Here is a 12876-nt window from a genome sequence, read left to right as displayed (position 1 = left end):
CGCAGGCCCTATCTTCGCTTCCGGACCACCCTCTCTATCGTTCGTTTCATCATGCCGCCTGCCCGGCTCCACGACATTCTAACCGCGACAACCCTGCCTTGACGCCCTTTCTGGCGGCATAGCTTCGGGTTTCGATACGCGGCCCTCATTCTTCTTCGCAAGCCGGCGATACTGGCTTCCGCCCAGAGCTGTCCCTGTTCCGCGAATAATCCGCGGAACTGGCGTGAAATCGACGAGGCAAGCCTCATGCTGCTTACCGGCGGTCTAAGCTTATACGGAACCAGGAAGGCATTTCGCCACGTCAAGAAATCCATATGGCCGCCCCAGCCGGTTGCAATGACCGGTATGCCACTGGCCAGTGCTTCCAGGAACGGCAATCCGACGCCTTCACCCCTTGTAGGCAGAACAAAAGCATTTCCTCGCGTGTAAATACCCCGCAGCTTCCAGGAGCTTAACTTCCCGCCCATGATGACGACCGGGGCTGTTTTTTTGCGATGAAGCCCAAGTCGCCTCTTATAGGCCAGAATGCGGCTGCGGATCCATTTCGCATTCTCGTAACGCGCGTACCCATTTGTTTTGATCAGTAGGAGCACCTTATCGGACGAGTTGAATTCCTCCCAATACGCCCTTAGAAGCGCTTCGGGGTTTTTACGGTGCTGGAACCCGAACACCGAAACGAATACGAATCGGCCCTTCGCCTCTCTCACGGGAAGCTTCTTGCTGCGAGGATTGAAGAATCGGGCATTCACCCCATGGGGAACGATGTAAATGGGCCTCTTCACGCCGCTGCTTCGCAGAGCCCGCATGTTCTGTTTCGAGGGGACAAACACGGCATCGGCCTTGTTGAGAGGGGCCCGCCAACGCCTCGGAATGCGGGTTGTCTCCCAGACGGTGTTCATGATGATATAGTCAAACTGCTTTCTTGCCTGCTGGACGTTAAGCGTGTTCGGAGAGTAATGATAGATTAGGATGCGCGGTCTCCCGTTGCCTCTTCTTGAAGCCCCCACGGTGACGCGGACGCCGCTTCTTCTTAATGCCCGGACGTACTCTCTGCTCGCGATGCCAAGTCCGGATGCCCTTTTGATCGGACCTCTCCAAACGACATGATAGCGCCTCATCGCTTCACGGCCTTCCTTGCGTATCCTTTTCGCTTATGGAACGAAAGCGACCGATAGCTGCGGGCGAGCGATTGGCGCTTCTGAGCCGTTAGCTGCCGCACGCTCATATTCAGGCTTTTGTTCAGCGCTTTCCTAATGCCGACGCCGCCTGGGTTCCGGCTATATAGATAGTTGCCGTAAGTTTCGAATTCCGAGAATGCATATTTCTTCGTTTTGTTCATGCTTTTCAGAATCGCCCTGTACCAGCTGGTGCCGTGCTTGGCGGCAATCGCATTCTTCATCTGGCGCAGCTTCGATCTCTCGAACAGCATGTAGTGAGTGACGAAGGAAGCGGGACGCGCCGCCCTTCTCCCCATGAGCTTTCGGTAGGTGCGAAAATATTCCGGCTGGCTCCACCTTCTGCAATAGAACAGCGTTCTGCCGCCGGAGCGGAACACATGCGGACGAATGAGCACCGTGTCGGCGTCGATGACGAGAAAATACTTGGATGAACACAGCTTATCTCCGCTTAGCTTCAAGAGCTGCTGCAGCATCCACCCCGATAGATCCCATTTGCTGGAGCGGTAACGAATATGATACTTCGTAATCGGCAGCACCCTGTTCTCGTTGACAAAGGTACATCGTTTGCGTTTGCACAGCGCCTTGATGCGGGTTCGGTTCGGCGAAACGATCAGAAACCGGCCGATCGGGTGCTTGACCTGCTTTCTGACGGCATTGATGACATAGGGCAGCGTAACGAGATCCTTCTCGATAGCCGGAATTAATACATCGATCTTCACCCTGCTACTTCTGATCCGCATGAGGCTTGGCATCGCTTCAACTCCCGTTCAGCAGTAATGTGATCATGATATGCATTCCCGGGAGCGGGCAACAGGGCGCAAGCCGCGAGAAAAGCGCACAAAAACCGCTTGCAGGGGCGTGCCCCGCAAGCGGTCAGTCGTTTAATCTATATCGAGAACCCAGTCTGGCTCGCATCCGGCGGAAGCCTAGCCAGAACTCGATTCAGGATAGTGTTCTCATAATGGGTGAAGCCGCCGTCTTTCTCGCGCGGCCGCGCCAACGCGACGTCGACATCCTGCGCGATCGTGCCGTTCTCTACCAGAACTACACGGTCGGCAAGCGCCACCGCTTCGCCGACGTCATGCGTCACGAGCACCGCCGTGAACCGCCTTTCCTGCCAGAGTCGTTCGATCAGCGACTGCATCTCGATGCGGGTCAGCGCATCGAGCGCGCCAAGCGGCTCGTCGAGCAGCAGCAGGCTCGGCTCGGCGGCAAGCGCCCGGGCGAGCGAGACCCGCTGGCGCTGCCCGCCGGAGAGGACGGACGGCCATTCCTTCGCTCTGTCCGCGAGCCCGACGAGCTCCAGCGCGGCAAGCGCTTTGGCGCGGTCGCCTCCAGGGACGCCGATCCGGACATTGTCCAGGACCGTCTTCCACGGCAGAAGGCGCGCGTCCTGGAACATGACGCGCACATCCGGCCTGAGGCCGGAAGCAGCTGCTCCTCCGAGGGCAACCGAGCCTTCGGCGGCCTGTTCAAGGCCGGCGAGAAGCCGGAGCAGCGTGCTCTTGCCGCAGCCGCTTCGGCCTACGACCGCCAGAAACTGGCCTGGCGGGATCGACAGCTCCAGCCTGCGCAGGACGGCGAGATCGCCGAACCCGACGACGGCGCCGTGCACGTCGATTCGCAGGCCGCGGGGAGCTGGGTGCTCCGCCTGGGAGGCCGCCGATGCAACAGCCGACACTTGCGATGGTACCTTCGATGACGATTGAGCCTTCTCTTCCGGCGGAAGGCTTACTTTCCTTTGCGGAAGTGCGGATGCCATTGCAGCCAACTCCTTTCCATCTGTTTGGCCATCCAATCCGATAGCTTGCCTAACAACGCATAGATAATGATGCTAAGAACGACGACGTCCATCTGGAAGAACTCCCTCGCGTTCATCGCCATGTAGCCGATGCCGCTGTCCGAAGAGATCGTTTCGGATACGATGAGCGTAATCCACATAATGCCGAGCGAGAACCGCAGCCCCACGAGAATGGACGGAAGCGCCCCCGGAAAAATAATCGAGCGGAACAGGGCTAAGCCCTGCAATCCGTAAGTGCGCCCCATCTCGATCAAGCCATGATCGATGGATCGTATGCCGTGGAGCGTATTCAAATAAATCGGAAACGCAACGCCCAGCGCGACGAGAAAAACTTTGCCCTGCTCGCCGATCCCGAACCACGCAATGATGAGCGGAATGAGCGAAAGATGCGGGATGGTGCGGATCATTTGGATGCTGGAGTCGGTCAGCTTCTCCGACAGCGGCAGCAAACCGTTCAAGATGGCCAATGCGAAGCCAATTCCGCCGCCGATGGCAAAGCCGATAAAAGCCCGCTGCGTGCTGTCCCCGATATACGTGAACAGCTGGCCGTTTTCCACCAGACTCCAGCCGGCCTGAACGACGGCTGCCGGAGTCGGCAGAATGCGCGAAGAGATCCACTCCATGCTGCCTAACCACTGCCACAGCGCAACCGTCAGCACAGGAATCGCCCATTCCAGCAGGATGGAGCAGGTTCGGGTCAGCCACTTGTACGAAGTTGTTTGGCTCATGACCGTTTGCCTCCTAGCTGACCGGCGCCCGTTCCGACGGCTTGATCGCATTCGCGATCAGCTCGCCGAAGGGACTCGTGGACGATGGACCGGCTGTACCTTCCGGCCGCTTCACGGGAAGCAGCGGGAACACCAGGTCAGCAAACTGATAAGCCTCCTCCAAATGCGGATAGCCTGACAGAATGAACGTATCGATTCCGAGATCGGCGTATTGCTTCATAAGTCCTGCGACCTCCTGCGGATTGCCGACAAGAGCCGTTCCCGCACCGCCGCGAACGAGTCCGACGCCGGCCCACAGGTTCGGATAAATTTCCAGCTGGCTCCGGTCGCCGCCGTGCAGGCGCGTCATCCGCTGCTGGCCTACCGAATCATAACGGGCAAATACCTTGCGCGCGGCTTGGATCGCCTCTTCGTCTACTTTGCTAATGAGCCGGTCGGCTTCACGCCAAGCCTCCTCGGACGTCTCACGGACGATAACGTGCAGCCGAATGCCGAAGCGTACTTCTCTTCCGCGCTCCGCCGCCAGCTTGCGCACGCGATCCAGCTTTTCGGCTACCTCGTGAGGAGGCTCTCCCCATGTCAGATACACATCGATATGGTCAGCCGCCACCTCCTGCGCCGCCGCGGACGATCCCCCGAAATACAGCGGAGGATATGGCTTTTGCACCGGCGGATAGAGTACCTTGCCGTCATGAATTTTTAAGTGCTCGCCTTCGAATTGGACCGTCTCGCCCGCGAGCTCTCTGCGCCACACCTCCAGAAACTCATCCGTCAGGTCATAGCGCTCGTCATGGCCGAGGAATAGACCTTCCGCCGCAAGCTCCACCGGATCGCCGCCGGTTACGACATTGACGAGCAGCCGCCCGCCGGAGATCCGGTCGAAGGTTGCGGCCATCCGGGCCGAAAGCGTCGGCGACATCAAGCCTGGCCGGATGGCAACGAGAAACTTGAGCTTCTCCGTCACCGGAATGAGCGATGAAGCGGCAACCCACGCATCCTCGCAGGAGCTGCCCGTCGGCAGCAGCACGCCGCCATAGCCGAGCCGGTCCGCCGCTTGGGCGATTTGCCTCATATACGTCGCGTCAACCGCGCGCGCCCCTTCCGCCGATCCTAAGTACCGGCCGTCTCCGTGTGTCGGAATAAACCAGAATACTTCCATGTCAATCTCCTCCGTTTGATTTAGTCGGTTTTCAGCTTATTTCAACGTCGCGTCTTTCACCGTAATTTCCTTCGGAATCAGCTGCAGGTCGAAGAACGTGTCGGCGATCTTCTGCTGGGCTTCAATGACGGAGTCGTCAACTGGAGTGATCCCGTATTCTCTTCTCGCGGAAGCAAGCTCAAGCGAAGGAACATCGATGCCCAGCTGCGGTGACAGCAGCTCCGCCACGGCCTTCTGATTTTCTTTAGCCCATGCGTCGATCTTGTTCAACTCCTCGTTGAATGCGTCGATAACCGGTTTGTTGTTTTCAGCGAACTGGCGCGAAGCCAAATAAAATTCAATATTGGACACGAGATCTGTGCCGTCCGTCAGCAGCTTCGCCCCCGTCGCTGTTTGAGCTGCGGCCAGAAACGGATCCCAGATGACCCAGGCATCCACGCTGCCGTTCTCAAACGCAACCCGCGCATCGCCCGGCTTCAAGAAAACGGTCGTGACATCCTTATAATCGACGCCAGCCTTCTCCAACGCCTTAACCAGCAAGTAGTGAACGTTGGAGCCTTTGTTCAAGGCGATCTTCTTCCCTTTCAAATCCGCCAGCGTCGCGATCTTGGAGTCCTTCGGCACGAGGATGCCTTCGCTAGCCGGGCTCACCGGCTCATGCGCCAGGTACACGAGAGACGTACCCGCGGCTTGCGCGAAAATCGGAGGCGCCTCGCCCGTATGGCCGATATCGATGCTCCCGACATTCAGCGCCTCGAGCAGCTGCGGCCCGCCCGGAAATTCCGTCCACATCACCGTGTACCCTTCGGATTCCAATCGCTTCTCCAGCGTTCCTTTTGCCTTGAGAATATTAACGGTTCCGTACTTCTGGAAGCCGATATGAACTTCTTTTGCCGCTTTAGGCGTTTCATTCGATGCAGCTTCGGTAGATGTGGTTTCGTTGCCGGAAGCGGAGGTGTTCGATGCCGTATTCGCGGCATTCCCGCCGGAATTATTGGTGCCGCATGCGGATAAAAGGAAGATGAAGCCAAGCAGCGCAATGGAAAGTGTTCGTCTTTTTGCCGTCCTTGTCATGGTCATGGTCGTTAACCCCTTTGCATTTGAAATGCTTGCGCATACGCGAAAAACCGGAGACCTCCATTAGTCCAATCTCCTCAGGGAGTATCGGCCATGGAAGCCTCCGGCTGTCCGGTAGGCTTGCTGTATTTGATGTTCTTATCATAATCTGATTAATCCGATAAGTCAACTATGAATTTAAAAGACGAAAGCCCTTAAGCAACAAAACCAGATAGACTAGCTCAGCCCCACCAAGTTCGCATAGTGGGGCTGTTTGATGTTTATTCTTTTGTAGATAGCAGCAAATAAATAATGAAGAAAATCAGACTAACAATGAAGATAGTAAATAGCAATCGAGTAACTTGCAACTCGTAAATGGGGAAAGTATAGTCGTCCATCCTGTGATATTTGTCAGTTAAGCTCCAAAGTGGTGCGTACACAACATCATAGACCCTCAACTCATTTGAAGGCCCCCACACTTTCTTAAATGGAACTGCTAGGACGCCAACTACTATAACAAAAATTACGTAGATAACTAGCAAGAGCCTTTTGATGTCTTTGATTTCCATTTATTACCTCCAACTCATTTTCCCTTATTATACATTGGGTGGGCCGGTTGGGGGGGTGGGGGTGGTTGCAGTTGTACTTTCTGCCGTATTGGTCCGAGTCCAATATTCAGTCGATTTTGTGATAAGGACTTTATTTGTACCCGTTACTGGACCTTCAATCACCTGTACAATGCCGCCGGTAGAATCAATGTAATAATAAATCCCTGCCCATTCCTCAAGACGATATTTTATATATGGTCTTTTCCCCCATACTGTCCAACTAGGAATTGTGGCGCCCTGCGTAATTGAAGTTGTCTGATTTACGCCAGCAGACACTTGGAAGCCCATTTTGTCCTTAATAAGGCCTGAGCCTGAAAACCCGAGCGTAGCGGATATTGTCATGGTTTTGGTGTAACTAACTGTTACCGGTACATTGGAGCGATAATTATCCTCCGGAATCCAAGATGTAGCGTACGTCACGCGGTTTTGTGAAAATGTGACATAAGGTGCCTTTGTCCACCCTTGACCTACGATTACGTAGGGTGTAATCTCTCCATCTGCTGAAGCTGTATTAGCGCTCTCCGAAACAATTGCCTGATTCACGATAGTGTCAATTTGGCTGATGCTTTCACTGTACTTCGGATTCGAGGTAAAGAAATCTAACAACGATTTTTTGTATTGCTTCTTCTTATCTACACCTTGTACAGGAATCGTAGTCCTCGTTTGCCCTTGGTTTGCAATAGAAGGAGCATAATGGATTTCGGACTCAACAAGATCAATTGACTCCGGTTTCTGAGCAGGCCTGTCCGGTCCTTTAGCGCTTACAACACTTGCCATCAAGGTTAATGCGAATACGGGGACCATAATTGAGCTAAATAACTTTTTTCCAATCATAGTGTAAGATTCACTCCTATCCTATCACTAATTTAATTACACACATGATACCTGTCCGCTAGACGCTGTTGTGTGCTGCCTTCGTGAAGATCCAACAATCACAACGCAGCCTTTCTGTCCCAATGAAGCGAAGTCGGGTGCGAAACCTACTACACGCCAATCACTTCCCGACTTGACTTGTCACTATCTACTCCACTAATAAACAGCCCCCCTTTCTATCAACAAAGCAGAATATTCTCATAATTTACCACTAACTTTTTAAGAAAGCGTTTATAATTCATAAACGAAATTTAAAGACTCCCCTGCCGTTGCATGGGGAGTCGTCACAAAAATAACGCACCAGATAGCGTTCTAGAAAGTGAAAAGCTGCCCTCCAAATAAAGCCGTCATTTCTTGTACTTTTATCATTTGCGTCATAGTAGTCGCGCTCCTTTTATGAGAGTGACGGAACCGATACTCTCTGTTTATCTAAACCTATCCTTCTGCTTCCTATATTTTATAAAAATGTAAGTTTATCCAGTTGTCTCCACGACAAAAAAGCCCGGTATCTTCGCAGATACCGGGCTCCCTATTCGTTCTATTACGCTTGTCCCGCCAGCTTCACAACAGCGCCTAGCGCCGCGTTGATCTCGCGCTCGACCGCCTTCGCGACGACATCCGTGTGCGGGTCGTACTCCGCGGCTAGATCGCTGTCGGCGTAGCCGTCCAGCGCGACGATCGCGCCGGCACGGGCGCCGCGTAGCGAGGCGACGACGTACAACGCCGCAATCTCCATCTCGACGGCGAGCACGCCGGCTTGCTTGTACTTGCGGTGCGGCACTTCCTCCACGCCCGCGAAGAACACGTCAAGCGAGACGGTCAGTCCCTTCTTGACGACGCCGTCTCCTTCCGTCTCCAGCGCTGCGGCATACAGCGCATTGACGACCTCGCTGTCGCCGACGGCCGGATAGCCGTCCGGCACCAGCGAGCGGGTCAGCCCTTCCGCGCGAACCGCAGCGCTACTGACGATCAGGCTGCCGGCCGGATGATCGGCCGAATAGGAGCCTGCGGTTCCCACGCGGATCAGCGTCTTCACGCCGGCGCGGATGAGCTCCTCGAAGCACACGGCAGCACCCGCAGAGCCGACGCCATGGCTCGTGACCAGAATGCGCACGCCTTCGATCTCGCCCGCGAACGTACGGTATTCGCGGCTGAAGGCCAGCTCCCGTGCGTTATCGAGCTTGCGCGAGATGAGCTCCGCGCGTTTTGGATCGCCGCACACGATCGCGTATTCCGCGGCGTCCTCGGTATGGATTTGCAAAATCGGCATAAGAGACATTAGTCGTAGTCACACTCTTTCCACAAATCTTCCGGGAGACCGAGGTCCTCGCCGGAGAAGCGTTCCTCGCGGAACGGGTCGGCCACGTTATGGAAGCCGTTGCGCTCCCAGAAGCCCGGGCGGTCTTCCTTCATAAACTCGATGCCCGTAATCCATTTCGCGCTCTTCCAGAAATACAGATGAGGTACGATCAAGCGAAGCGGGAAGCCGTGCTTCGGCGTCAGCGGCTGACCGTCGAACTTGAACGCCAGCAAAATATCGTCGCGCATCAGATCCTCGAGCGGCACGTTCGTCTCATAATCGTTGTCCGCATGAATCATAACGTAGCGGCCTTCCGGCTTTACGCCGAGCAAAGGCAGCAGATCTTTAAACAACACGCCTTCCCACTTCGTATCGAACTTCGACCAGCGCGTCACGCAGTGGATGTCGCAAACCTGCTCGGTCTGTTTCATCTCCTTCAACTGCTCGAGCGAGAACTCGAGCTCCTTCTCCACTTCGCCGAAAATCCGAAGCCGCCAATCCGGCAGCGAGTACACCGGCACTTCCCCTTCATGCAAAATCGGGAACCGCTCCGTCACCGTCTGACCCGGCGGGAGCCGGTGCGCCAGCGATGCGTCCACCTCCGCCTGCGGCATCGGTTTGGCGTTCTTCAAACGCTCTGCTTTGTTGTTCACCTGTAGTAGCCTCCTTCCAATTGGGGCAATGCCATGCTCTAACGCGAGCTTTCGTTGGCCTTGCGCGCTTCCTGCATGTAGCTCTTATCCTTGAAGAAGAGCATCATGACCAGCGTCACGACATAAGGCAGCATCATCGTAAAATGGGTTGGCAGCGACAAGCCCTGCAGCCGGATGCTCACCGCGTCCATAAACCCGAAGAGCAAGCTCGACGCGCCGACGCCGAGCGGATTCGATTGGCCGAGCATCGTGGCGACGAGGGCGATAAACCCGCGGCCTGCCGTCATATTTTCCGTAAACATCGTCACCTGACCGAGCGACAGCTGCGCGCCTGCCAATCCGCACAGCACGCCGCACATCAGCACGGCACCGTACTGAATGCGCTTCGACTTGATGCCGAGGCTCCGCGCAGCAACGGGATTCTCGCCGACGGCGAGCAGCCTGAAGCCGGAAACGGTACGGAACAAGAAGTATTGAAACACGAAGATCAGCAGAAAAGCAAGATAAACAAGCGGCGAATGGCCGGAAAGCACATCGCCGAGCCACGGAATATCCTTGATCAGCGGGATATCGATTGCCGGCAAGCCCTGCATGTTTTTATCGTAATAAGCGCCTTTCACATTGAAGATAGCCCGCAGGCTGAACGAGGTCAAGCCCAAGGCCAGGAAGTTCAGCGATATGCCGACGATAATGACGTTAGCCCTCAAATGAATGCTTAAATAAGCGAAAATAAGCGAGAACAGCATGACGCACAGAACCGCGAACGCCACCGCCAGCCATACGTTGCCTGTAATGTAATTGCCGACGATCGCGAAGAATGCGCCGAACAGTACAAGTCCCTCCAGGCCGACGTTGAACAAACCGACGCGCGAGCAGATCGCGCCCCCAAGCGCGGCAAGCAGAATGGGCGTCACCATCCGGAGGGTGGAGTTAAACAGGGACACATCAAGAAATTGTTCCACTCTGAGCCCTCGCTTTCCTGCGTTTTAAGAAGCTGTAGCTTAATTTAGCCGATACGAACAGAATCAGCGTCGCTTGGATGACGCTGGCGATCTCGAGAGGCACCTCGGTGTTGCGCTCGACGCCCATGCCGCCAGTCTGCAGCGCCGCAAGCAATAATGCTGCGAACGCCGTGCCGAGCGGGTGCGAGCCGGCAAGCAGCGTCGCCATGATGCCGGACCATGCGTAGCCCGGCGTGGACAGCGAGCCGTCAAGGTAGCGGTACTGCGTGCCCAGCACCTCGACAGCGCCGGCCAAGCCGGCGAAGCCGCCGCTTGCAAGCATGCTGTAAAACATCAGCTTGCCGCGCTGCACGCCGCCGTATGCGGCGAACAGCGGATTGTTGCCGAGCATGCGCGTTTCGTAGCCGCTGACCGTATATTTCATGAACAGGAAGAGCAGAATCGCGCCGGCAAGGGCGATCAGGAACCCGGCATGAAGACTCATCCCTTGAAACAATTTCGGCAGCCAAGCGCTCTGATCGATCATTTTCGTCTGCGCCATCGCCGCAGAGCCGGTCGTATCTTTAAGCGGATAAGCGACCAAGTAGCCCGCAAACAGCGAGGCGATATAGTTGAGCAGCAGCGTCGTAATGAGGAGATTCATGCGAAACTTGGCATCCATCCAACCGGCGAACGCCGACCAAATGCCTCCCGCAACGATGCCCGAGATTAGCGCCAGAACGAGCTTGTACCAGCCTGGTCCCGGAACGTAGAGCGCCGTGATCGCCGCGCACAAGCCGCCGAGGATCATCTGTCCTTCGGCCCCGAGGTTGAAAAAGCCTGCCCGAAAGGCTAGCGCCGTGCCAAGTCCGACCAGAATGATCGGCGTCGCGCGCGATAATGTATTGGTGACAAAATAAAAGCTCCCGAATGCGCCTTTCCACATCTCGGCGTAAGTTTCCATGACGGAGCCCCCGACCAAGAAAATGGCCAGCGCGCCAATGAGCAGGGCAAGCAGGACAGCCACGATCGGCTGAACGAGCGCTCCTGCGAATTGCGTAAGTTTGCTGTTCAAGCCTGCTTCCCTCCCGCCATCAATAAACTAATCCGTTCCTCTGTCGCTTCCTCCGCGCTCAACTCGCCGACGATTCGGCCTTCATTGATGACCAGTATGCGGTCGGACAGCTTCAAAATTTCCGTCAATTCCGAGGAAACGAGCAGAATCGCGCCTTTCTCGTTCCGTTTCTTGATCAGCTCGCCGTGGATGATCTCCATCGCGCCGACGTCGACGCCGCGCGTCGGCTCAGCAGCAATAAGAAACGGCGTTCCCTGCGCAAGCTCGCGCGCGACGATCAGCTTCTGCAAGTTGCCGCCGGACAAAAACTGCGCCTTCGTATCGAGCGACCCGGTCTTGATCTCGAAGCGCTTGACCCAGTCTTCAACCATCGAGCGGATGCTGCGCCCGCGCAGCATGCCATACCGCTGCTCTCTGCGCGCGTGTCCCATGACGCCGTTCTCTACGACAGTCGCGTCCTTGGCAGCGCCCCATTGGTAGCGGTCCTCCGGAATATGGGCAAGGCCGAGCTCGCGAATCTTCCGCACCGGCGTGCCTGTAACGTCCTTGCCCGCAAGCAGGACTTGTCCGCTGCCGATGTCAACCAAGCCCGAAATCGCGCCGATCAGCTCCGACTGGCCATTGCCGGAAATGCCGGCGATGCCGACGATTTCGCCGGACCTTACGCCGAAGCTAACCTCGTTTACCAGCGGCTTCCCTTTGTCGCCCGGCACGGTGAGCGATTTCACTTCGAGCACGGCTTCGCCTGGCTCAGGCGCCGTGCGAGGCATATCGACCAAGTCCCGCCCGACCATCAGCCGGGAAATTTGCTCGACATCGGTATCCTTCGCTTCCACAACGCCGGTCACGCGGCCGTCGCGCAGCACCGTAATACGGTCGGCGACGTCCATAATCTCCTGCAGCTTATGGCTGATAATAATAAAGCTCTTTCCTTGCGCAGCGAGCCGCTTGATCGCAACGAGCAGCTCCTTTACCTCAAGCGGCGTCAGTACGCCCGTCGGTTCGTCGAGAATAATGATATCCGCACCCTGATGCAGCACCTTCAAAATCTCAACGCGCTGCTGAACGCCAAGCGAGCAGGCCGACGTCTTCTTGCGCGGATCGACCGGCATGCCGTATTGGCGCGACAGCGCCTCGACTTCCGCGATGGCGGCCTTGCGGTTGAAGCCCATGCCGCTTCTCGGCTCCCGCCCGATGACGATATTTTCCGCAACCGTAAACGACGGAAACAGCATGAAATGCTGGTGCACCATGCCGATGCCGCTCTTTATCGCGTCCGCCGGCGTAGCGAAATGCTGCTCGACGCCGCGTATGCGGATCGTGCCGCTTGTCGGCTTCTCCATGCCGTACAGAATGCGCATCAGCGTCGTTTTGCCTGCGCCGTTCTCGCCGACGAGCGCGTGGATCTCGCCCTTGTTCAGCGTAAAGCCGATATCGGTATTGGCTTTCACGGGCCCGTAAGCCTTCGTAATGTTCTCCATGCTTAGCAACATCCGGCGGTTCT

At 56.2% G+C, this 12876-nt stretch carries 12 protein-coding genes; all 12 read right to left on the bottom strand.

Features of this window, described 5'->3' with window-relative positions; all coding sequences use genetic code 11:
* Positions 1 to 8: 8 nt before the first annotated feature.
* Entirely contained in the window at positions 9 to 1118 is a 1110-nt protein-coding gene (locus tag DL346_RS17225) for a glycosyltransferase family 4 protein (protein ID WP_112883390.1), read from the bottom strand.
* Positions 1115 to 1930: a DUF6492 family protein gene (locus DL346_RS17220; RefSeq protein ID WP_112883389.1), complete on the bottom strand. Its 816-nt coding sequence runs from the start codon at positions 1928 to 1930 to the stop codon at positions 1115 to 1117. Before DL346_RS17220 ends, DL346_RS17225 begins: the two co-directional genes overlap by 4 nt.
* A gap of 134 nt (positions 1931 to 2064) precedes the next feature.
* Positions 2065 to 2940: an ATP-binding cassette domain-containing protein gene (locus DL346_RS17215; RefSeq protein ID WP_112883388.1), complete on the bottom strand. Its 876-nt coding sequence runs from the start codon at positions 2938 to 2940 to the stop codon at positions 2065 to 2067.
* Positions 2910 to 3707 (bottom strand): ABC transporter permease subunit, encoded by a 798-nt coding sequence (locus DL346_RS17210; protein WP_112883387.1) that lies wholly within the window; start codon positions 3705 to 3707, stop codon positions 2910 to 2912. Before DL346_RS17210 ends, DL346_RS17215 begins: the two co-directional genes overlap by 31 nt.
* A 13-nt stretch (positions 3708 to 3720) precedes the next feature.
* On the bottom strand, positions 3721 to 4866 hold the full coding sequence (ssuD, locus tag DL346_RS17205; RefSeq protein WP_112883386.1) for an FMNH2-dependent alkanesulfonate monooxygenase: 1146 nt from the start codon (positions 4864 to 4866) through the stop codon (positions 3721 to 3723).
* A 36-nt stretch (positions 4867 to 4902) separates the two neighbouring features.
* Positions 4903 to 5940, bottom strand: a complete 1038-nt coding sequence (locus DL346_RS17200) for a sulfonate ABC transporter substrate-binding protein (protein ID WP_112884014.1) — start codon at positions 5938 to 5940, stop codon at positions 4903 to 4905.
* A gap of 578 nt (positions 5941 to 6518) precedes the next feature.
* Positions 6519 to 7364, bottom strand: a complete 846-nt coding sequence (locus DL346_RS17190) for a hypothetical protein (protein ID WP_112883384.1) — start codon at positions 7362 to 7364, stop codon at positions 6519 to 6521.
* 580 nt (positions 7365 to 7944) lie between these two features.
* A complete protein-coding gene (locus DL346_RS17185; protein ID WP_112883383.1) occupies positions 7945 to 8682 on the bottom strand; it encodes a nucleoside phosphorylase in 738 nt (245 codons plus the stop codon).
* Positions 8682 to 9356 carry a sulfite oxidase-like oxidoreductase gene (locus DL346_RS17180; RefSeq protein WP_112883382.1) on the bottom strand — a complete coding sequence of 225 codons (675 nt, stop codon included), beginning with the start codon at positions 9354 to 9356 and terminating at the stop codon, positions 8682 to 8684. The genes DL346_RS17185 and DL346_RS17180 overlap by 1 nt, the downstream gene beginning before the upstream one ends.
* Positions 9357 to 9394: 38 nt before the next feature.
* The gene (locus DL346_RS17175; RefSeq protein WP_206098556.1) at positions 9395 to 10273 is read right to left on the bottom strand and encodes an ABC transporter permease; all 879 of its coding nucleotides are present in this window, start codon (positions 10271 to 10273) and stop codon (positions 9395 to 9397) included.
* Positions 10274 to 10301: 28 nt separating this feature from the next.
* Positions 10302 to 11372 carry an ABC transporter permease gene (locus tag DL346_RS17170; RefSeq protein ID WP_240633255.1) on the bottom strand — a complete coding sequence of 357 codons (1071 nt, stop codon included), beginning with the start codon at positions 11370 to 11372 and terminating at the stop codon, positions 10302 to 10304.
* Positions 11369 to 12865, bottom strand: coding sequence for an ABC transporter ATP-binding protein (locus tag DL346_RS17165; protein WP_112883380.1), 1497 nt, complete (start codon positions 12863 to 12865; stop codon positions 11369 to 11371). Before DL346_RS17165 ends, DL346_RS17170 begins: the two co-directional genes overlap by 4 nt.
* Positions 12866 to 12876 lie beyond the last annotated feature (11 nt).

Origin of the sequence: Paenibacillus montanisoli, from assembly GCF_003268025.1 — a bacterium.
GTDB lineage: Bacteria > Bacillota > Bacilli > Paenibacillales > Paenibacillaceae > Paenibacillus_Z > Paenibacillus_Z montanisoli.
Note: the sequence above shows the minus strand (reverse complement) of the source record. Positions and strands in the feature narration are given on the sequence as shown.

What these genes read in the sequence shown, in the direction of transcription:
- DL346_RS17165 (WP_112883380.1), bottom strand. Translation starts at nt 12,865, where the DNA reads ATGTTGCTAAGCATGGAGAACATTACGAAGGCTTACGGGCCCGTGAAA.
- DL346_RS17220 (WP_112883389.1), bottom strand. Translation starts at nt 1,930, where the DNA reads ATGCCAAGCCTCATGCGGATCAGAAGTAGCAGGGTGAAGATCGATGTA.
- DL346_RS17190 (WP_112883384.1), bottom strand. Translation starts at nt 7,364, where the DNA reads ATGATTGGAAAAAAGTTATTTAGCTCAATTATGGTCCCCGTATTCGCA.
- DL346_RS17210 (WP_112883387.1), bottom strand. Translation starts at nt 3,707, where the DNA reads ATGAGCCAAACAACTTCGTACAAGTGGCTGACCCGAACCTGCTCCATC.
- DL346_RS17175 (WP_206098556.1), bottom strand. Translation starts at nt 10,273, where the DNA reads ATGGTGACGCCCATTCTGCTTGCCGCGCTTGGGGGCGCGATCTGCTCG.
- DL346_RS17215 (WP_112883388.1), bottom strand. Translation starts at nt 2,940, where the DNA reads ATGGCATCCGCACTTCCGCAAAGGAAAGTAAGCCTTCCGCCGGAAGAG.
- ssuD (WP_112883386.1), bottom strand. Translation starts at nt 4,866, where the DNA reads ATGGAAGTATTCTGGTTTATTCCGACACACGGAGACGGCCGGTACTTA.
- DL346_RS17225 (WP_112883390.1), bottom strand. Translation starts at nt 1,118, where the DNA reads ATGAGGCGCTATCATGTCGTTTGGAGAGGTCCGATCAAAAGGGCATCC.
- DL346_RS17200 (WP_112884014.1), bottom strand. Translation starts at nt 5,940, where the DNA reads ATGACAAGGACGGCAAAAAGACGAACACTTTCCATTGCGCTGCTTGGC.
- DL346_RS17185 (WP_112883383.1), bottom strand. Translation starts at nt 8,682, where the DNA reads ATGTCTCTTATGCCGATTTTGCAAATCCATACCGAGGACGCCGCGGAA.